The following is a 19,527-nucleotide window of genomic DNA, read 5'->3' as shown; positions in this document are numbered from 1 at the left end:
GGTGCATGTCAGAGAAGAACCCAGAGCACGGGCCCGCCCACGAGGGCTCCTTGCCGCCCGAAGTCAAGTTGCTGCAGGAAGTCACTCCGCCCTTCTTTCCCGAAGGCGGTTCGGGAATGACCATCCTCGTCGAGTGGCCTCCCGGTCATCCCGGGCTCCCTCCGCATCGCCACTCGGGTCCATCGTTCGGCTACGTGATGGAAGGCGCGGTCCGGTTCGAGCTCGAGGGTGAGCCGGAGCGTGTGGTCGAGGCCGGTGGGACGTTCTGGGAGCCAGGCGGTGACGTGATCCACTACCAGGACGGAAATGCGCTGTCGGACGCACCGACCAAGTTCGTGGTGACCATGGTGTGCGCGCCGGGTCAGCCGATGCTCACGTTGGTCGACGAGGAGGAGCTGAAGGAACGGGCGCACCTGCGTGCCCCGCGTCCCTCCGAAGGCTGACCCGCGAGATCGAACAAAGGCGCGGAGTCCGGGCGTGCGTTCCGCCACCCGGACAGACTCGTGGTGATGCCCTGCCTGCGCCGGCACCCGAGCGGCGCGTCACATCACCACAGGGCATACGTTGCCTGATACGGCACTGATATGTGGGGCCGATCTGTCAAGGGGCACTCTCCAGCGGCGTCCGGGATACGTGTCTCGGGCGCCGGTTGTGTGCAGCGGGCCGGTCGGTGCCTGGTGGCGCGCGTGTCGGTCCCGACGCGTCATACATGCTGATATACGCGGGTTGGTTACCGCAGGACGGGCTGTTCGGCGGGAGCGCTTGCGCGGGTCCAGAGATAGAGCGCGGCGGCTGTTGCCGCTGCTCATGGTGCCGTCGCGGGTCGCTCCTCACGGTGCCGCCACCAGGTCGCCGGCCAGCCGGTCTGTAGGCTCGTCCGAGTCGGGCAGGGTGGCCGGCGACCAGCACCAGCCGGCCAGCTCCCGGGCGATGGCCACGTTCGCGACCACCGGCCGCTTGTGGTTGGCGATGAAGGTCTTCCAGCGCTGGTTGAGCCGCTGATTGTCCAGGTGTCCGCGGGCGCGCGCTGCGGCCGGTGCGTTGCCAGCGGGATTGATCGTGGCCCCGGCCCGGTAGCGCTTGCGGTGGTGCCAGGCGCCCCCGGTCCCCGTGTCGATCGCGGACGCACCACCCCGCGGGCATGCACATCCAACCCGACGCTCGTACGCTCAGAAAACACCGGGCCCCCCGCAAATGTAGGCACTACCGGCCAGGCTGCGCCCGGCCGGCAACCCACGACAACTTGCGAGCGAGGCCCGGGCCCACGGCCGGCACCTACATGCCGTCTAGCAGCCGAGCCGGCTGCCCAGCAGGTAGATGGTCAGCGGAGTGCCGTACATTTCGGTGAACAGCGGGGTGAGCGTCGCTCGCGGTGACCGCAGTTGCAAGGGCCGACAGGGTGCTGAGCGCGTGTCAGGTGTCCGTCGGCTCCCGCTGCTGCGGCAGGCTGACGATGTGATCGCCGACAGGATGCGAGCCGAGACACGCGTGAGCATCGCGCTGTTCGCATTGACCCTGACGTCCGGTGCGGTGGACGCGATCACTTTTCTCGGCCTCGGTGATGCCTTCGCCGCCCTTGCCACCGGGAACCTGCTGCTGCTCGCCTTCGGGGTCGCGAGGGCGCCGGGCATCGCCGTCGGCCGCCCGGCGATCGCTCTGGGCGCTTTCGTCCTGGGGGCCGCCGTCTGCGATCTTGTCATTGCGCGGCTGATGCGCCGCGGACGCCGCTGGTTCGTGATCACTCTCGCTGCCGAGGTCGGGATGCTGGCTGCCGCGGGCCTGCATGCCGTCGCGGTTGGCGGGGCCAAAACGCTTCCCGCACCCGCCCTCGCCCTCACGGTGGCGCTGCTTGCCTGCGCGATGGGGTGGCGGACCCGGGCGATGATCGAGACAGGGGTCGCGGACATGCCCACCACGGTGGTGCAGATCGCGATGGTCAAGGCGCTGACGGATGCCCTGTCCTTCAGTTGGCGGGCCGCCCGAACGCCTGCCGTGCCGCGGGCTCGGCGTATTGCCACCGTCCTCGGCATCTTCGTCGGTGGAACCGTCGGCGCACTTCTGCTGCGGCTCGGCCCCGGGCCCGCCATCCTGGCTCTCACGGTGTTCGAGGCCTGTGTGGTGGCATTGGACGCCCGCGCGCCCCGACTCCGGCGACCACCTCCCGCGGAGCACTGACAGCGGCTGGTCGAGAGGGAAGCTCCCGAGGGAGGAATGGCGCAGGCTCGCTTGTCTATTGGGATAACGGCCTCGGTACTGGTGGGCTTACGTATTCAACTGTCGCGCGTTGACCTGTTCAGCTCTGGGATTGGGGGCGGAAATTCCCGTTGTCGGTGAGCGAGTCGGACCCGAAGGTCGTCCACATCAGGGCGGACGCCTCCGCATACGAGGTGACCTGGGTGCTGGACGCCCACTGGGCCAGCGGTTTCCGCAGCGGCACGCTGGTGATCAACGACAACGGGCGGCCGTTCCGCACGAGTGGCAACAACGGCCGGCCCGCCTACGAGTTTCCGCTGGGCGGCTCGGGCTGGGGCCCGGAGGGCACGACCCAGTGACCCGGTCCGGTCAGCAACCGATCGTGACCCACTTGTGGACGGGGTAGGTGCGGCTCGTGTCCTCCCTGACGCTCGACAGGATGTCGAGTTCGGCGCCGGTGGGCGGGGCGACCAGCCGGAACGTCACCCAGGCATCACCGACGGAGTCGGTGGTGCCTGACGTTCCCGAGGTGTAGCCCTTCTTGCCGGGAATCCAGTAGTCCACCCACACCGGTTGCCGCGCGAATCTGGATGCGTCGGAGAGGTCGTGCGAGATGTGCACGGTCACGTCCACCGCGCGGATGGAGTACGGCCATGTGCCGACGGTGGTGCACTGCTGGAAGGCGGTGGCGTAGGCGTCGTCGAACCACCACTCCCTGTCGACCCCGCTCGTGTTGTCCCGCGTGCAGTGGAGCAGGGTGCGCGTCAGCGTGTTGCTGTAGTAGGTGCCGTCGGTCCAGACGACCTCGTAGCTGATGCTCAGCGTCGAGGCCGCGGGCGGGTTGTCCACCGTGTAGTTGAAGGTGACGTTTCCCTTGGTCGGGTCGAACTGGCCGAACAGTGTGCCGTATTTGCTGGTGCCGGGGATGGTGTAAACGGCGGTGATCTTGGAGTCGGCGGGGCCGTGCCCGACGGCTTCCAGGTTCAGGGTGACCCGGTCCACGGGTACGGTGGTGGTCGTCTTGCCGCTCCCGGTGGTGTCCATTCCGCAGTGCTGGTCCACGTAGGCCGCCACCGGCCCGTCCAGACCGGCGTAGGCGGGCGACGCTCCGGCGGCGGTCAGGCCGATGAGCAGGGCCAGACTCGCGATCAGTGCGCTCAGCGCTCTTCGTGATCTCAGTGCGCTCAATGGCCTTGGCGGTCTTGGTGCTCTCCTGGTCATTTTGATCTCTCCCCCTGGGTCGATGATGCTGTTCGGTGTCGGAGCCGGGTCAGCAGGCGATGGTGGCCCAGGAATGCGCGGGGAAGGTGTGCGAGCCCGCTTGGCCGCTTGCCAGCACGTCGAGTTCGGCGCCGGTGGTCGGAGCGATGATCACGAACGACAGCGTGGCCTTGCCATCGGAGTCGAAGACGCCGGACGTTCCCGAGGTGTAGGTCTTCTGGCCGACGATCCAGTAGTCGGCCCAGACCGACCGGCCCGCGTACCACGAGGGCCAGTAGGACGAACCGTGCGCGACGTTCACCGTCACGATGTCCTCGCGGACATAGGCGTGCCTGCCGCCGACGCCGATGTCGACGGTCTCGCACCGCTGGGAGACGCCGGTCACGGTCACGTAGTCGTTCCACGTCGAGGCGTCGACGTAGGCGGTGTTGTCCCGGGTGCAGGGAGCCAGCGGAGCGCTCACGAAGTTGCTGTAGTAGACGCCGACGTCGTGCCACCACACCTGGTAGGTGACGGTCAGTGTCGCGCCCGGCGGCGGGTTGGACACCGAGAAGTTGAACGTGGCGTTCTTCCTGGCGGTGTCGAACGCTCCGGTGGCGGTGCCGGTCTTGGTGCTGCCGCTGATGGTGTAGAAGGCGGTGATGGTGGAGTTGGCGGGCGCGTAACCGACGGACTCGACGTTCAGGGTGATCCGGTCGACGGGTATCGCGATCGTCATGGGACCGCTGCCACTGTTCTGCACGGCGCAGTGCTGGTCCAGGTTGGGCGCGACCGGTCCGCCCGGGTCGGCGGAGGCGGGTGACGCCCCGGCGGCGGTCAGGCCGATCAGGATGGCGAGAGCAGTGGTCACCGCTCTCCAGGATCTCCAGGTCTTCCAGGTTCTTCGGGTCTTTCGGGTCATCGCGGATGCCCCCCAGGTCGTTGGTGCCGGACGGTGCTCTCCACTTGCGGCGGCAGAGACGCCCGTACGGCACCTACGGTTCCTGGTCCGGTGCAGCACCGCTCAGTCCCGGTGGCAGGACCAAGTACGCGCGCCGACAAGCCGCTTGGCGTAGTCCGGAAGGTCCTGCGGGTCGTCGCCCGTCTCGTCCGGGCAGAACGCGAAGCGCTCTACGGCGAGTGCCTCGCGTCGGCCGGTGCGCTGGGCGGCGCCGCGACCGAGGAGCCAGCCGGTCGAAGGAGAGCGCGATGACACGTATGCCGAAGCGGTCCTCGCAGGAGTGGAGCACGGCGCAGAGCCGGACCACGTCGTTCTCGTTTGTTGAACGGGACGGACCAGCCGAACACGGCCGGTATGTCGGCGGAGCGGCGGGCCGAGGTGGTGCCCCGGCATGAGCTGGCGGCCGCGATCGCTGCGGTTCGAGCACCCCGCGCAGATGCCCCCACGGGAGGAGATCCACACGAACCTGCTCGACCGCCTACAGGAGGCCGGGGAACAGGGCCGGCTCTGTGAGATCGCCGCGATCGAGGCGAGCCTTGCCGCCGCCGAGTAGAAGCTCACCGCCATGCGCGACCTCGCAGCCCGGCACACCACCGTCCACCTCGGCGTACCCGATTTCCGCACCAGCGTCGGCCGACACACCGAGAGCCCTGACGGCGGCTGAAGGCCGTCCGACCGCGGGCCCTTCGAGCCTGCTGCGGCCCGGTCGAGTGACACGGTCACCGGATGGGGTGAAGGTTGCCGGTTGAGGCATCGGTGGCTGGCCCCAGAGGGGATTGGACTAGCGCAGAGCAGGTCTATCACCGGGAGTCATCGTGAAGGTCATGAAGGTCATCGGGCGGCTGTCGGTCCCTGTGGCGATGGGGCTCGTTCTGGCTGCGACAGGGGTCTCGGTCACGGCTGCTTCGGCCGTGACACCTGCCCCGCGAGCCTCCGCGACCAGCGCCCAGATCCTGACACTCACTGCTGCCGACAACGGCAAGACGGTGACGGTCGACCGCGGCGACATCGTCACTGTCTTCCTGACGAGCACCAACGCGCCCGGGCCCGGCACACCGTTCGTCTGGAGCGCGCCCACATCCTCGGACTCGAACGTCCTCGCAGAGGTAACCAGCATCGCCATCCCGAACGGTGACGCGTTGGGCATCTTTAGAGCAACCGGCTCAGGGTCTGCCACGCTCTCCGCCACGAGGGAATGCAAGACCGTCCCGCCCGGCCCCATGTGCACTGCGCCCACCCTGCTGTGGCGTGTCACCGTCAACGTGCAGTAGGCCGCTGCAGAGAGAGCGGATACGCAGGGCCCCGCCGCCTCAGCGGGTGTCCCGGTGGATGACGCGGCCGTAGCGGAGGGCCTGGTCGAGAGAGTCGATCAGCGCGAGGAGCCGGCCTGCGGCGGCGAGGTCCGGGCAGCGCAGGCCGGCGTCCTGCGGGGCGCTGGGACGAGGAATTGTCGCCTGGTCCCGGGCGCCATGTCGCAGGTGACCATGCAGGGGGCAGCGGCGCGCGACACGCCCTGACACTGCAGGACTCCAAGATTTCTGACGGTGTTGTCAACTTGGCTGGCAGCTGGACCCTTACGGCCATGGTCACCGCGGGGCCGCGAACCCCGCTCGCTCAGCACCAACGGCTCACCCTGCTACGGCAGGCCGTCAACCGCGACGGCATCCCTCTCCAGGACCGCGAGGCCGCCGCGCTCGTCCTCCGCTACGCGCAGCCGCTCACCCGGATCGCACGGCTCACCATCGACGATGTCCTCCGTGAGGACGGCGAGGTCCGGATCCGGCTCGGCGACCCACCGTCGCCCCTCCCGAAGCCCTTCGCCGGCATGCTGGTGGACTACCCTGGCCAGCGGCCGAACACCATGGCCGACAACCAATCCGGGCGCCCGATGGCTCTTCGCAGGCCGACGGGCCGGACAACCCACGACCTCGGACACCCTCGAAATTCGCCTCCGCGACCTGGGCTTCCCTACCCAGCGAGGACGCGCGTCGGCGACCCGCCAGCTCGTACTCCAAGCGCCCATCCCCGTGGCCGCCCGCATGCTCGGCTCCACGACGACACCCCCGCGACTCGCCGTCGAGGCCGGAGAGAACCTGGCGGCACGACGCCCCCGGAGACCACACCTGCCGGCCCGTGCCCACATCTGTTCCTCGAAGGCGCGGACGGCCTCGTCCAGATCTGCCGGGCCGGTGGTGATGGACTCGGCGAGTTCGGCGCCTTCCAGCATCGCGAGGTTCGCGCCCGCCCCCAACGGGGGCATCAGGTGGGCGGCGTCGCCCAGTAGCGTCACCCCGGGGACGTGGGTCCAGGTGTGGGACACGGGCAGGACGTAGAGGGGGCGGTGGACGAAAGCGGTGCTGGAGGCGGTGTCCTTGCGCAAGGTCGCCGCCCGGCTGAACGCCGGACCGATGCGGCTGTACGGATACATCTCCACCAAGGAGGAGCTGTTCGACCTCATGGTGGACGCGGTTCAGGCCGAGATTCTCCCCGAGGAGCATCCCGGTGACTGGCGGGAGGCGCTGTGCATCCTCGCCCACCGCACCAGGCAGGCCGCTCTCCGTCACGAATGGCTGGCCGACCTGCTCGGCGGCCGCCCGACCCTGGGCCCGAACGGCCTCGCCGTGACCGAGGCCAAGCTGGCCGCCCTCGACGGCCTCGCCGACATCGACACGGTCATGCGCGCTGTGGAGACTGTCAGCGCCTACTTCACCGGCGCGATCAGGCGCGAGATCGCGAACCTTCGGGCCGAGCGCGCCACGGGCCTGTCCAAGCGCGACTGGCAGCGCGCCTCCGGCCCGCATGTGACGAGAATGCTGGCCACGGGCCGCTTCCCGGCGCTGACCAAGGCCGTGTACGACGGCACGGACGTGGACGCCGAGGCATCCTTCGCAACCGGCCTGGACTGGGTCCTCGACGCCGTGGCCGCCAAACTCACCCGGCCGTCGGCGTGACGCTCAGCTCCTGCCGATGAGCGAGGCCGGGGTCGGTGTCCACGGGCCGTGCGGGCAGTCTGTCGGTCCCATTTCGCGGCGGGTGCCCACGCGACCACGTCCCTGCTCGGCGAGAAGAACAGATGCAGCGTTGGCGGGGACGCGGGTCTGGGCGTGGATGGTGACCCAGGCTTTGTCCAGGGCGCCGGCGGTGGCGTGGCCTCGGCGATGACCGCAGGCGTACTCGGCGAGTGTGCCGTTCAACAGGGCTGTGGTCCGTCTCCTGCATGCGAGCTCTACCGGCTGTTGAGGGCCACCGTCTCGTCCGGCACCGACGGCGACTGCGTGTCCGCCCCGGGCCCGGCGAACCGCATGGCGACGAACGCCCCCAGGTACAGCAGGGCGACCACCAGCAGCAGCGCCTGATAGCCCGTCACCAGGGCCAGGTACTCGAGTGCGCCCCCGGTCAGCGCGCCCAGCAGATTCGCGCCGAACGCGGACGTCGGATCCGGGGCGAGCGCGAGGCGGTCCGAGAAGATGAGGTTGGCACAGAAGATCGGGGCGAAGGCCAGGGCGATGGCGGCGGCGAGCCGTCCGGCGAAGGGCAGCGAGAGCACGGCGTGCGCCGGGACGAGCCAGGCCACCGCGAGGGTGCCGAAGAGCAGGAGCTGCAGCGGCAGTCGCCTGACCCGCCGCAGCCTGCGCCGGACTTCGACCGCCGCGAGGACCGCGAGCAGGACGCCGATGAAGACCAGGGCGTTGACCAGCCAGGTCGTACCGAAGTAGAGCGCGAAACCGATCACGTTCTTCGTTTCGAGCAACATGAAGGCCGCGCCCATCAGGAACATGTCGGTGTAGTGGACCGTTCTTCGGATGCGAACCCCGGTCAGGCGCACCGCCAGGAGCGTCACCAGCAGGATCGCGCCCAGTGCGCCCAGGTAGAGCGTGGGAATGTCCCGGTGGAGCAGATACGGGAAAGGGTGATCGTCGCTCGCGGCCTCCGGGACCGTGCCGCTGGGCTGCCAGATCTGCTGACACGACTGGTCGGCGGTCGTCATTCCGGCCACCAGCACGGCCGCGTTCTGGCCGAACGTCGTCATGCAGGGGGCATGGCCGTAGACGTCATCGAGTGAGCCGGCGAAACGGTCGACCAGCCAGCTCTTGCGATAGTAGTTGTACATGGCGAACGCGCCGTGCGGCGCCAGGTGATCGCGCGCGGCCTTGAACGCCTGCTGGGTGAACAGGTAGCTCTCCAGCCGCAGATTGCTCGCGCCGGCCACCAGCGTCAGCGAGTCCGGCAGCGCCAGGACGACGAGATCGTACTTGGCGTTCGTCCGCTCCAGAAAGGCCCGGCCGTCGTTGATGTAGACGTGCACCCTGGGATCGTCGTACGGCTTCGCGGGGTGCAGTTGTGCGCCGATCTGCTGCAGCCGGGGATCGATCTCGACCGCGTCCACGCGCCGCGCTCCGTGCGCCAGCGCGACCGCGACGTCATTGCCGTTGCCGGCTCCGATGACCAGCACGCGCTGGTGCGGGTTGCCGGGCGTCCGGTCGTACGGCTGCCGATAGGGCGAGTTCTTCTGCATCAGTACCGGGAGTGGCGCGATGCTCTGGTGCGGGACGCCGTTGGCGGAGATGTGGTACCCCCGGGTGGTGGACGTCGAGGGTGTGAGCTGGATCTTGTAATAGGGCGACCAGGAGATGCCGGCCGTCGTCGTCTCCACGAACAGCACAGCGACCATCGCCGTCAGGGGGATGCCGTACCGCAGGGTGTTGCGCCGACCTCCGAGGATCAGCAGGGCCGCGGCAGCGAGTACGCCCCATACGACCGACGGAGCGCGGAGCCAGGACACCAGGGCGAAGGACACCGAGCCGGTGATGCTGCCGAGCAGGTCGTAGCGGTAGGCATCGAGCGAGGGAAGCCGGCGGAAGAGATCGGCGGTGATCTTGCCGATCGCGGTCATGATCACCGCTGTGAGCAGGAAGATGGCCGGCAGCGTCACCCACTCGGGGAGGCCGGTGGTCTTCACGGCGGTGAAGTAGATGACCTGGTCGCTGCTCTGACGCACCTGCACCGGGAACTCGCGTACCAGGATGACGAGAACCGCGAGCGGGACCGGTGCCCAGCGTTTGAGCCATTGCCCACGCGCGGCTGGGATCAGGAACCCGATGCCGATGCCCAGGAACGACCCCAGCAGGATGAAGTTCGAAAAGTAGCTGAGGTGGACGACGTTGGCCCCCGCCCATCTGATCAGCGCCAGCTCGACGAAGAGCATGGTGGCGCTGGCCAGCAGTAGCCGCCAGCACACCGAGCGGTCAATATGTCCGGTTCTGATCAGTTTCACGCGCATTTACGGTGCCAGCTGCAGCCCGGCGAGTCGAGGCGACTTGCCGATTTTATGACGATATCGATCGATTCAGACTAGACTTGCGGGCGTCTCCACCAGCAGTACCTCGCCGACCTGGAACACCACCCCCGCAACCGCCGCCTTCGATGCGGACACGCCGGTACCGTGGCCGTGGACGGGCTGCGGCCGAGCTCCGCAGCGATCGTGCCGAACGAGGCCTTGTCACGCAATCGGTCTGCCATGTGGATACGGTCACCCACGGGCCGGCGCCCAGACACGCCCGCTCGGCTTGGCTCGCCGAGCCTTTCCGGCCATTGCAGGCGCGTTTCGACCGAGCCCGTCCGGGTGTGCAGACCGACCGACCAGGAATGGCAGAAGCTGCAGCAGATCGTGCGCCGTGGCAGCACCAGTTCGGTGCGCTACCGGCGCGCGATGATGCTGCTGGCCTCGGCCGGTGGGAACCGGGCGCCGGTGATCGCCCAACTGGTGCAGGCCGACGAGGACGCCTACCGTGAGGTGATCCACAAGTTCAACGAGATCGGGCTGGCCTGACGGACCCTCGGCGGGCGGGAGGCCGTCCCCGTCTGCTCCGTTCTGATGACGAGGACTTCGTCGTGGCGACGCCCACCACCCCCCTGAGCACACGCTGGCGCTGAGGTACACGATCACTCATGGGGCCAGGATTTTCCTGATCGAGAGGCCGCCGGGGGACTGCCAACGTCCAGCGTGGGCCGACGGCGGAGTGCTGCTCCATTCGTTCCGGGGCGAGGGTGGCGGCGCGGGTAAGTCGGTTGCCGGTCCGAGATCGCGTGGCGTCGATGTCCGCCCGAGTGATGGGAATCGGGCAGGTTCTCGGTCACAGTGGACGTACTCGGTCGAGAGGGAAGCCGTGGCGGGGGAAGGTAGGCCGATGACGGAACCCGGTCTGTTCGAGCTGGAAGCTGTCGTGGTGGGGCAGCCGAAGCGTTCACGGTGGCGCAGATACGTGGGCCCCGCCCTGGCCGTGTCCACCGTGAAGGGGACCCCGCTCGCCTGCGTCACGTACACCGACGACACGCACTCCGTCCTCATCAAGACGTCCGGCGCGTTCATCGTCCGTATCGAGCAGTTCGGGCCGGTGGAGTTCCGCTTCACCGACGCCGCGGACCGGGAGGTCGGCACCGCCGGTGCCCGTGGACTCATCAAGACCCGGCAGCTGAGCCTCCAGACGGATCAGGGACGCCAATTCCTCCTCACGCGGCTGGGTCTCCTTTACGCCGAATGGCATCTCACGGAGAGTGATCCGGAAGGGGGCCCCGCGCCGGAGATTCTCGGCCGGGTCACGGTGAGCACCATCGACTCGTGGATCGGGTTGCAGCAGTACGTTGTCGAAATGGACCCTCGCCTGGACGCCTCCGAACGGCGGTCCGTCGTCGCCTCGGTCGTCTGTCTGCACCTGCTCCGCCGGCCTCCTGGTGACAGCACGCGGCCCGTGTGAAAGGGCGCTTGCGAACTCGCCGGCCGTCATCTGGATTGCGGGACAGCAGGCGATCAGTGAGCGTCTGACCTTCGCGTTGTTGGTCCAGGTGTGACAGATCATCACGGTCAGACCGAAGGCCGAGGTTGACCACTAACCCTGGACGAAGGTGACCGTCTCGTCGAGAGGTGCCCGGCCCGTGCGGGCGTAAGCCACCGTGCCGTCCTCGAACCCGATCGACATGCCACAGTAGAGGATGAGCCCGTCCGGGGGCGACAGGACCTCCGCGACGGTCTTGCGATACACCGACCAGGCCATTTGCGTGCAACTGTGCAGCCCTTCGGCGCGGAGCAGCAGCATGACGGTCTGCAGATACATGCCGACGTCGGCCCATTGGGGCGGGCCCATGTCGCGGTCGATGTAGCAGAACAGGGCGGCAGGCGCACCGAAACAGTCCCAGTTGGCGGCAGCGGCCCTCTGGCGCGCCTCCCCGTCCTCGCGCGAAATACCGAGTGCGCCGTAGCGCTGCTCGGCGAAGGCAGTCCGGCGCTCGCGATAGGGGGACTTGAGTGTGGGCGGGTACATCTCGTACTCCCGCTCGTCCCACGGGTCGCCTGCGGCCACGCGTTCGCCGGCGAGCTTCTTGAGTTCGGCCAGCGGCCCGCCGGTCAACACGTATGCGTGCCACGGCTGGAGGTTCGACCCGGAAGGCGCCCAAGCCGCGGCGGACAGCACGCGCTCCAGCACCTCCCTCGGGACATGCCGGTCGGTGAATCCGCGCACCGCCCGTCGGCTCCTGACCGCCTCATAGACGTCCAAGATCATCTACCTTCCTGTATGTCCGTATTCTAATCAATTGACAGCCAGGGTCCGGAAAATGTGACGGGACCACCTCATCAGTGACAGCCACACCCGGACGCGCCCGCACGGATGACCGTGCGGTGGGCACTGTGCCCGGAAAGCTCATCGGCCCAGTCGCCTTCACCGGCGCTGGAAGGGAACCGTCCACGCTCGCCGCTGCGGGGTGCTGGCGGGCTTACGGCCGAACGTGGCCCTGCCGGACCAATGGTCGCCCAGGAGGGCAGGAAGGCCCAGCGCGAGCGCTCGGACGGCTTCCCGCGGCCCACGAGAGACGCACGTCACATCGCTTCCTCGTCACAGGGTTCCCGCCTGTCCTGTCAAAGGGGGGTAATCGGCAGCACGGCACAGGAGAGCGAATGAAGGACATCCTTGTCATCGGTGGGGGTTTCGCCGGCGTGTGGAGCGCGGCAGGAGCCGTGCGTGCCGCGCGTGAGGCAGGGGGTGCGGTGCGGGTGACCCTCGCCAGCGGTGGCGACGACCTGGTCGTGCGTCCGCGCCTGTACGAAGAGGACCCGGAGAGCATGCGGGTCTCCTTGGACCGGATTCTGGGCCCGATCGGTGTCCGCCGTGTCACGGCGACGGTGAGCCGGATCGACACCGACGCGCACACGGTCCGTGCCATGGAGCGGACCGGTGAGGAGCTGGGCCTGGCGTACGACAAGCTCGTACTGGCCGCCGGCAGTCGGCTGGTGCGGCCCAACTTCCCTGGTGCGCAGAATGTGTTCGACATTGACACGCTGCCTGCCGCGGCCGCGTTCGATCACCATCTGCGGCGGCTGCCCCGGGGGGCGTCGTCCCCCGGCCGGTACACGGCCGTCGTGGTCGGGGCCGGCTTCACCGGGCTGGAGATCTCGACCGGTCTGTGTGAACGGCTGCGGGCGATCGCGGACGCGCACGGTGCGGGCGAGGATGTGCGGGTCGTCCTGGTCGACCGTGCCGATGTCATCGGGCCGGAGCTCGGCCCCGGACCCCGCCCGCACATCGATGGCGCGATCGACGAACTGAAGATCGAACGCCGTTTGGGTCGCACCGTGGCTTCGGCCACCTCCGAGGACGTCACCCTGTCGGACGGCGAGGTGATCCCCGCGGCGACCGTCGTATGGACGGCGGGCATGGTCGCGAGCCCTCTGACGGCGCAGATCCCGGGGGAACGCGACCGGCTGGGACGGCTGAGCGTGGACGCCTACCTGCGGGTGATCGGTGTCCCCGACGTCTACGCCGCCGGCGACACCGCCGTCGCCTTGGCGGAGGCAGGGCACTACACGACGCAGAGCTGCCAGCATGCCCTGCCGATGGGGAAGTTCGCCGGGCACAACGTGGTCGCCGACCTTCTGGGAACCGACCCGCTGCCCTTTACCCCCGACCCCTACGGCACCTGCCTGGACCTCGGGCCGGCCGGCGCCGTGGTCACGCAGGGCTGGGACCGTACGGTCCAGATGACCGGAGAGGACGCCAAGACCCTCAAGCGGAACATCAATGCGCTGTGGATCTATCCCCCGGTCGATGACCTCGAGCAGATCCTCGCCCAGGCAGGCCGTTTCTCCAACCTCTGACAGCGCAAGCGCGGGCGCATCGCGTGCTCCCGGTCCCGCCGGGGGCATCACCGACGGAGCGCATGAAGGGCATGGCCGACAGGTACCGCACTCACGTGACGTGTGCGGTACCGGTCGCCTTTCCTGTTGCGGTGAGGCCTGGTCACGGTGTTCCGGCCGCACCGCAATCGAATGCCGTTCAGGCGCATCGATTCCTTGTGAGGGTAGGTTTGGTGCATAAAGTTACATGCAGGACATGAGTATCTAGGGTTGGGCAATGCCATGAAATTTGCGGTCATCGGCGGCACCGGGCTGATCGGGTCACGGGTCGTGCAGAACCTCGACGCGGCCGGCCATCAGGCCGTTCCGCACTCCCCGGCCACAGGCGTGGACCTCGTGACCGGCCGGGGCGTCGAGGAAGCCGTGACTGGCGTCGATGTCGTCATCAACCTGACGAATTCCCCGGCCTTCGACGAAACCTCGCCTGCCTTCTTCCGGTCGTCGATGGACAACCTCCTCGCCGGGAGCAGGAAGGGCGGCGTCGGACACTTCGTCATCCTCTCGATCGTCGGTGTGGACCAGGTGCCCGAGCTGGACTACTACCGGGCCAAGGTGCTTCAGGAAGACATCCTCAAGGCCGGCCCGATTCCGTACTCCATCGTCCGCGCAACGCAGTTCATGGAGTTCATCGACGCGATCCTGTCCTGGACCACCGAAGGCGAGACCGTCCGCCTGCCGCGTACGCCACTCCAGCCGATCGCCGCTGACGATGTCTCCCGCATCGTCGCCGAAGTGGCCGCCGGCGCCCCGCTCAACGGCGTTCTCAACGTCGCAGGACCCGACGTCTACTCCCTCGACGAAATCGGCCGACTGACCGTCACGGCCAAAGGCGACGGGCGCTCCGTCGTCACCGATGACACCGCCAGCATGTACGCCGCCGTCCACGGCGACGTCCTCACCGCCGGGAACGACGCCCGCATCGCCCCCACCCACTACACGGACTGGCTCTCCTGAACCAGCCGCGATCCTCGACGGTCCATCAGTGCCCCGAGGGTCATCCTCGCCCTCATGCGTGTGGTCGCGGTTGCCGTCGAACCTGCCGGACAGCAAGGATTGTGCACAATGCCGTCGAAGAACAATCCAGCGGATGACGCCGAGGACCTCCGGGAAGCAGAGGCAGCGTTCCAGGACGCCCGCGGCTACATGTTCGGGATCGCCTACCGGATGGTCGGCAGCGTCAGCGAAGCGGAGGACATCCTCCAAGAGGCCTGGATCCGATGGCAGACCTACGACCGGTCCAAGGTGGAGAGCCCACGGGCGTTTCTCACGACGACTGTGACAAGGCTCGCGATCAATGTGCTGCAGTCAGCGAGGGTTCGCCGTCAGACCTATGTCGGCCCGTGGCTTCCGGAGCCGGTCGACACGAGCAGCGACCCGGCGCTGGGTGCCGTGAACGCGGAAGCGCTGGAAGTCGCGGTGCTGATGCTGTTGGAGAAGCTCACCCCCACGGAACGGGCGGCGTACGTGCTCCGGGAGGCCTTCGACTACCCGTACGAGCAGATCGCGGAGATCATCGGTCAGACGCAATCCAATGCCCGCCAACTGGTGAGCCGGGCGCGGAAGCACCTTGTCGCGGAGAAACGGGCAAGCGTCGCGGCCGCTGACCACCAGAGGTTCCTGACAGCGTTCGTGGCGGCCGCCCAGGAAGGGAATGTGGCCGTACTGGAGAAGCTGTTCACGGAAGACGTCGTCTCGTTCTCCGACGGCGGAGGGGTCGTGCGGGCGTCGAAGTTCCCCGTCGTGGGCCGTCACCGGGTGGCGAACTACTACCACGCGTTCGCCGACCGCTTCTGGCCCGGCGTCACGGTGGAACCGGTCGAGGCCAACGGCAGGCCGGCGGTGAGCCTGTCACGTGACGGCACCGTGTTCGCCGTCCTCACCGTGAGCGTCACCCCGGACGGTATCGACCGAGTGCTCGTCATGATGAACCCGTCGAAACTTGCTGCCATGACTGTCTGAGCACATGGCAGACCGGGTCCCGGGCCGCGCCCGGAAGTCCGACGACCCGGGACGCGGCAGGACCGCTTCGGCGGGGCAACGCGTACCCGTCCCGCAGAAACCGCCACTACCTCACGGCGACCAGACCGAGGGAGGCATCCACCGGTTGGTCGACGAAGTACGAGCCATGCTCGTCGAAGTACGTGGCTGATCCGTTCGGCAACCAGGCGCAGCTGCTCCCGCCGAGGGCAGCTGCTCGACGTCGGAGTACCGCCGCCACAGGTCCCACGGCCCGGGCGCTTGGCAACAGCCCGCCATGGCGAACATCGGCACCCACAGTGGAAAACTGCCCGACCTGCTCCCACGGCGTCCGCCCATGCTTCTTCTCAAGGGGCGCACGCAATTCGTTCAGGCAGTCCGACGCCCTCTCACGGGGTTCGGACCTGCCCAACGGTGGGCGAACCCGGCATGGAACACCGTTGTCCCCACGGCCCACGATTTGACCTGCTCAACCGTCAACGACTCATCGCACAGGCACAACTGCGAGCCGGTCCAACACCCGTCACGGTGATGGGGTGGCGGTATCAAGCGGCATCACCACCCCTGGCAGTCGTGCCGAGTTCTGCCATCACCCACGACGGGCCATGGCTTGGCGCTTGGTGGTCTGCGCGTCTGAGAGGGCGCGGGCGAGTCAGGAGAGCCAGTCGGTGTAGCGGGTGGGGGCGAGGTGGGCGTCCCTGTCGGTGAGGACGTCGCCCTTGACGGCGGCGAACATGCCGGCGGTGGGGTCGGTGACGACGGTGCGGTTGTCGCCCTTGTGGGAGAGGGTGATGCGGCCCAGCTCGTCCAGGGTGAAGACCTCGGGGCCGGCGATGTTGCGGATGCCGTTCAGCGGGGCGCCAGCAGCGACTTCGGCCACCGCGGCGGCCACGTCCTTGGCGGCGATCGGCTGGATCGGTGTGGCGGGCAACCGGACGGTGTCCCCGTCGGCGGTCCAGGACAGGACGGCGTCGATGAACTCCATGAACTGCGTCGCGCGGACGATCGAGTAGGGGATCGGTCCGGCCGCGAGGATGCTCTCCTGGAGCGCCTTGGCCCGGTAATAGTCCAGCTCCGGCACCTGGTCCGTCCCGACGATCGAGAGGATGACGAAGTGGCCGACGCCACCCTTGTGGGCCGCGGCCAGAAGGTTGTCCATCGAGGTCTGGAAGAAGGCCGGGGAGGCTTCGTCGAAGGTCGGGGAGTTCGTCAGATTGACTACGACATCGGCTCCCGCCACCGCCTCGTCCAGTCCCCGGCCGCTGATGACGTCGACTCCGGTGGACTGCGAGTGCGGTACCGCCTCGTGCCCGGCGGCGTTCAGATTCTTGACGACCTGCGACCCGATCAGCCCGGTACCGCCGATGACCGCGAACTTCATGACACACCTTTCGTCCGGAGATATATCAGCAATATGGAACATAACCCCCATGTGGGCGTTGCGTGCGCCTAACGGACTGTCGCTGGGCGTCGTATGCCGGTTCGGAGGGTTTGGGCGAGGTGGTCGCGGTCGAGGGAAACCACGTTGGCGGTAGCGGCGCCGTCGGAGTGGCGGCCAGATGCCCTCGACCGGGTTCAGGTCGGGCGTGTAGGTGGGCAGGTGGGCGATAGTGGGCCCGTCATGCTCGGCCGCGTACTGGCGTAACGGACTGCAGCGGTGGACATCCAAACTGTCCCACTTGACCACCACGGGGCTGCCGAGTCGGAGGCGCGCCCGCACCGGCGGGTCACGGTAGTCCTGCCAGGTGAACACCCCATGATCATCTCGGTGATGGCCCTGTATGCGTGGGCGCGCCCAGGCGGCGGGCTGTCGTCGCCCGGGCGCGCTTACGCCGCACCGCCTGCGGGATCGTCACGCCACACCTCACTGTCCCCCCGCAACGAACACCGCCTGCACTGGCCACGCCACCGACGTACCAGCCGGTCCCGAGCCCGCCGCTGCCACTACCAAGGCCGAGGTCACACGTACCGCACGAGCATGAAAGGGCCCCGCCCTGCGGTGTCCGCCTCTCGCAGGGACGGGGCTGCCCGCCCCCGTTGCTCGGTTGGGCGGGCCACGGGCGTCCGTCCCTTGACGCCCACCTCGAAAATAAAACGAACGATTCTTTTTTGCAGCCAAGGTGCTGCGCCGCTGGCGTCGGGATGCTGCACCGGCCGCCCCATGTCGGTCAGGGAGCCGTCTTGGCGTTGGCGCTGGCGATGCGCACGCTGTCCGGCGCCCTTCCCGCCGCGGACCGCGTTCGGCCGCAAGATGCGCTGGGCATCGGCGGTGCCGGGCACCGTATTCGCTCCGAGCGGGGCCGGCTGGAGCATGTGGCCGGGCGCGACGGCGAGCGGGGCGTCTGCCGTGGGGCTCGCAGGGGCGTCGGTGGGGAGGCACCCTGCCTCCTGGTGGGCGCGCACGACGTCGGTGAGATCGGCTCTCACCGGTGTCGGTCTGTGCCTGTACCCGGGCCTCAAGCGCTGGTTAATCAGTGCCCCGGCTCAGGCCTCTGCCGGTGCTGCGTCGACGGATCCGTCGCTGCGCTCGGGGGCTGATGACATCGATGACCTTGCAGACGGTGCCTTTGGCCGGGGCGGAGGTGATCTCGCCCCTGCTTGAGAAGTTGCGGTAGACGGCTCCTGATGGCAGGTCCGCTTCGGCGAAGAGGCCCTGCATGGAGGTGCTGCGGCTTCCTCCGTGTTTGCCGGGAACGCTCTCAGCGCGACTCTGCCTGGCGGCAGCCTGGTATCGATCACCTACCGGACACGGCGTATGCGTGCCCGGGGTGCCAGCATGCCTTTGATCTGCTTCACCCATGCTGTCACCGGTGTTCTGAGCGCGGTCGCACTCATCATGCTTGCTGGACTTGGCAGGACTCTGGCTGGGGACAGTGCCCAGCTGGTAGGGGCAACCGTTCAAGCTTCAGCGGCTTGTGCCGTCACCGCCGCCGGGCCGACGTCGGCTGATGGCTTGCTGGAGGAGTTGGCTGCCATGCAGCCTCCGGCTCGATTCTGGTTCCTGGGGCTTGGCGCTGCCCTGATCAATTGGGTCGGCGATCTCGTCTGCGTGCTTGCCGTGTGCCATGCGGTGGGCCCGGCCCTGGCCTCGGAGAAGGTGTTGCTCGCCTACGTCGCTGCCATGACGGCCGCATCGGCTCTACCTCTGCTGCCCGCGGGACCTGGCCCTCTCGACGCGGCTCTGGTCCTGACTCTGCATCACGGCGGAATGCCGATGGCGGCCGCCACGGCCGCTGATCTTCTCTACCGGACCCTCAACCCAGGACTGATCGGTGTCGCCGGGTGGTCGGTCTTGCTCGTCCAACGACGGAGCCGGTCAGGGCGTGGCCGGCTCCGGCCACAGAGCCCGCACCGCGTCGGCGACCCCATCCACGAGCGTGGGGTCGAGCATGGCCACTTGGAGGATGTAGCCGGGTAGGAAGCAGACCAGCGCGCTGGCGATGGATTCGGCAGTCACTTCCTTGGGCAGAGCACCACTTTCCTGGTGCTCTCGCACGACCTCTGCGAGGTCGGAGCGCATCTGGGTCAGCAGGGTGTTGAACTGTCTGGCCAACGTGGGGTTGCGCAGGGCCTCGGACCAGGCCAGCACAGCCAGCCTTGCGGTGTCGTGTTCCGCGGATCTGGCTGACACGAGGTCGAGGACATCGGCGATGACGGCCCCTACGCAACCTCTGGGCCGAGTTGTGGCGACGGTGTGGACCATCGTCAGGACCTCACGCATGTTCTCTTCGGCAATGGCGAGGATCATCTCGTCCTTGCTCGCGAAGTGCCGGTAAACCGCGCCCGCCGAGAGCCCGGACTCTGCGAACAGATCCTGCATCGACGTGGAGTGAAATCCGTCGCGCAGGAAGCATCGTCGGGCTGCATCCAGGATCTGGGTACGGCGATCGTCCATGTACTGCTGGGATACCTTCGGCATGGGGGCATCCTATCCAAACAAGAAAAACGAATGTTCGTCTTGACTCTCCGGTGATGAGCCTAACAGACTGGGTTCCTGGAGAACGATCAT

The 19,527-nt window shown here is 67.9% G+C and carries 18 protein-coding genes and 4 pseudogenes; 12 read left to right on the top strand and 10 right to left on the bottom strand.

Annotated features, from left to right (window positions below; genetic code table 11):
* Positions 1-5 precede the first annotated feature (5 nt).
* The 3 genes and pseudogenes from Q8A52_RS33140 to Q8A52_RS33130 form a co-directional block, all read left to right on the top strand.
* A complete protein-coding gene (locus Q8A52_RS33140) occupies positions 6-443 on the top strand; it encodes a cupin domain-containing protein (protein WP_316758161.1) in 438 nt (145 codons plus the stop codon).
* Between the two features lie 1,012 nt (positions 444-1,455).
* Positions 1,456-2,175, top strand: a complete 720-nt coding sequence (locus tag Q8A52_RS33135) for a YoaK family protein (protein ID WP_316758158.1) — start codon at positions 1,456-1,458, stop codon at positions 2,173-2,175.
* A gap of 143 nt (positions 2,176-2,318) precedes the next feature.
* Positions 2,319-2,552 (top strand): annotated as a pseudogene (locus Q8A52_RS33130) (transcriptional regulator); the annotation flags it as partial.
* 10 nt (positions 2,553-2,562) lie between these two features.
* On the opposite strand, the gene Q8A52_RS33125 reads toward Q8A52_RS33130, so the two are convergent.
* The 3 genes from Q8A52_RS33125 to Q8A52_RS49195 all read right to left on the bottom strand — a co-directional run bounded on the left by Q8A52_RS33125 (position 2,563) and on the right by Q8A52_RS49195 (position 4,609).
* A complete protein-coding gene (locus tag Q8A52_RS33125; RefSeq protein WP_316758156.1) occupies positions 2,563-3,381 on the bottom strand; it encodes a hypothetical protein in 819 nt (272 codons plus the stop codon).
* Between the two features lie 82 nt (positions 3,382-3,463).
* Positions 3,464-4,264 carry a hypothetical protein gene (locus Q8A52_RS33120; RefSeq protein ID WP_316758155.1) on the bottom strand — a complete coding sequence of 267 codons (801 nt, stop codon included), beginning with the start codon at positions 4,262-4,264 and terminating at the stop codon, positions 3,464-3,466.
* Between the two features lie 153 nt (positions 4,265-4,417).
* Positions 4,418-4,609, bottom strand: coding sequence for a hypothetical protein (locus tag Q8A52_RS49195; RefSeq protein ID WP_408649294.1), 192 nt, complete (start codon positions 4,607-4,609; stop codon positions 4,418-4,420).
* A 136-nt stretch (positions 4,610-4,745) separates the two neighbouring features.
* On the opposite strand from Q8A52_RS49195, the gene Q8A52_RS33110 reads away from it, so the two are divergent.
* Positions 4,746-4,907, top strand: a complete 162-nt coding sequence (locus Q8A52_RS33110; RefSeq protein WP_316758305.1) for a hypothetical protein — start codon at positions 4,746-4,748, stop codon at positions 4,905-4,907.
* A 262-nt stretch (positions 4,908-5,169) separates the two neighbouring features.
* Positions 5,170-5,625 (top strand): hypothetical protein, encoded by a 456-nt coding sequence (locus Q8A52_RS33105; RefSeq protein ID WP_316758153.1) that lies wholly within the window; start codon positions 5,170-5,172, stop codon positions 5,623-5,625.
* Between the two features lie 39 nt (positions 5,626-5,664).
* Here Q8A52_RS33105 and Q8A52_RS33100 read toward each other — a convergent pair whose 3' ends face one another.
* Both Q8A52_RS33100 and Q8A52_RS33095 read right to left on the bottom strand, forming a co-directional pair.
* Entirely contained in the window at positions 5,665-5,874 is a 210-nt protein-coding gene (locus Q8A52_RS33100; RefSeq protein ID WP_316758151.1) for a hypothetical protein, read from the bottom strand.
* A 602-nt stretch (positions 5,875-6,476) separates the two neighbouring features.
* A pseudogene (locus Q8A52_RS33095) lies at positions 6,477-6,710 on the bottom strand (FAD-dependent oxidoreductase); the annotation flags it as partial.
* A 52-nt stretch (positions 6,711-6,762) separates the two neighbouring features.
* Here Q8A52_RS33095 and Q8A52_RS33090 point away from each other — a divergent pair.
* The gene (locus Q8A52_RS33090; RefSeq protein ID WP_316758297.1) at positions 6,763-7,305 is read left to right on the top strand and encodes a TetR/AcrR family transcriptional regulator C-terminal domain-containing protein; all 543 of its coding nucleotides are present in this window, start codon (positions 6,763-6,765) and stop codon (positions 7,303-7,305) included.
* 275 nt (positions 7,306-7,580) lie between these two features.
* Here the strand turns inward: Q8A52_RS33090 and Q8A52_RS33085 are convergent, their stop codons facing one another.
* On the bottom strand, positions 7,581-9,629 hold the full coding sequence (locus Q8A52_RS33085; RefSeq protein ID WP_316758149.1) for a spermine/spermidine synthase domain-containing protein: 2,049 nt from the start codon (positions 9,627-9,629) through the stop codon (positions 7,581-7,583).
* A 348-nt stretch (positions 9,630-9,977) separates the two neighbouring features.
* Here Q8A52_RS33085 and Q8A52_RS33080 point away from each other — a divergent pair.
* Positions 9,978-10,282: pseudogene (locus Q8A52_RS33080) on the top strand (helix-turn-helix domain-containing protein); the annotation flags it as partial.
* Between the two features lie 260 nt (positions 10,283-10,542).
* The gene (locus Q8A52_RS33075) at positions 10,543-11,109 is read left to right on the top strand and encodes a hypothetical protein (RefSeq protein ID WP_316758147.1); all 567 of its coding nucleotides are present in this window, start codon (positions 10,543-10,545) and stop codon (positions 11,107-11,109) included.
* Between the two features lie 132 nt (positions 11,110-11,241).
* On the opposite strand, the gene Q8A52_RS33070 is transcribed toward Q8A52_RS33075, so the two are convergent.
* The gene (locus Q8A52_RS33070; RefSeq protein ID WP_316758295.1) at positions 11,242-11,907 is read right to left on the bottom strand and encodes a nitroreductase; all 666 of its coding nucleotides are present in this window, start codon (positions 11,905-11,907) and stop codon (positions 11,242-11,244) included.
* Between the two features lie 398 nt (positions 11,908-12,305).
* On the opposite strand from Q8A52_RS33070, the gene Q8A52_RS33065 reads away from it, so the two are divergent.
* The 3 genes from Q8A52_RS33065 (at position 12,306) to Q8A52_RS33055 (ending at position 15,500) form a co-directional block, all read left to right on the top strand.
* Entirely contained in the window at positions 12,306-13,502 is a 1,197-nt protein-coding gene (locus Q8A52_RS33065; protein WP_316758145.1) for an NAD(P)/FAD-dependent oxidoreductase, read from the top strand.
* Positions 13,503-13,763: 261 nt separating this feature from the next.
* On the top strand, positions 13,764-14,495 hold the full coding sequence (locus Q8A52_RS33060) for an SDR family oxidoreductase (protein ID WP_316758143.1): 732 nt from the start codon (positions 13,764-13,766) through the stop codon (positions 14,493-14,495).
* A gap of 108 nt (positions 14,496-14,603) precedes the next feature.
* Entirely contained in the window at positions 14,604-15,500 is an 897-nt protein-coding gene (locus Q8A52_RS33055; RefSeq protein WP_316758141.1) for an RNA polymerase sigma-70 factor, read from the top strand.
* 670 nt (positions 15,501-16,170) lie between these two features.
* Here the strand turns inward: Q8A52_RS33055 and Q8A52_RS33050 are convergent.
* Both Q8A52_RS33050 and Q8A52_RS49190 read right to left on the bottom strand, forming a co-directional pair.
* Positions 16,171-16,899, bottom strand: a complete 729-nt coding sequence (locus Q8A52_RS33050) for an SDR family oxidoreductase (protein WP_316758139.1) — start codon at positions 16,897-16,899, stop codon at positions 16,171-16,173.
* 150 nt (positions 16,900-17,049) lie between these two features.
* Positions 17,050-17,205: pseudogene (locus Q8A52_RS49190) on the bottom strand (transposase); the annotation flags it as partial.
* Between the two features lie 993 nt (positions 17,206-18,198).
* Between Q8A52_RS49190 and Q8A52_RS49185 the strand changes: the two are divergent.
* Positions 18,199-18,936 carry a lysylphosphatidylglycerol synthase domain-containing protein gene (locus Q8A52_RS49185; RefSeq protein WP_408649293.1) on the top strand — a complete coding sequence of 246 codons (738 nt, stop codon included), beginning with the start codon at positions 18,199-18,201 and terminating at the stop codon, positions 18,934-18,936.
* On the opposite strand, the gene Q8A52_RS33045 is transcribed toward Q8A52_RS49185, so the two are convergent.
* On the bottom strand, positions 18,835-19,437 hold the full coding sequence (locus Q8A52_RS33045; protein WP_316758137.1) for a TetR/AcrR family transcriptional regulator: 603 nt from the start codon (positions 19,435-19,437) through the stop codon (positions 18,835-18,837). The genes Q8A52_RS49185 and Q8A52_RS33045 overlap by 102 nt on opposite strands.
* Positions 19,438-19,527: the final 90 nt, after the last annotated feature.

Origin of the sequence: Streptomyces herbicida, assembly GCF_032656585.1 — a bacterium.
Classification (GTDB): Bacteria; Actinomycetota; Actinomycetes; order Streptomycetales; family Streptomycetaceae; genus Streptomyces; species Streptomyces herbicida.
The sequence above is the reverse complement of the archived record's forward strand: the minus strand, read 5'-3'. Positions and strand labels throughout refer to the sequence as shown.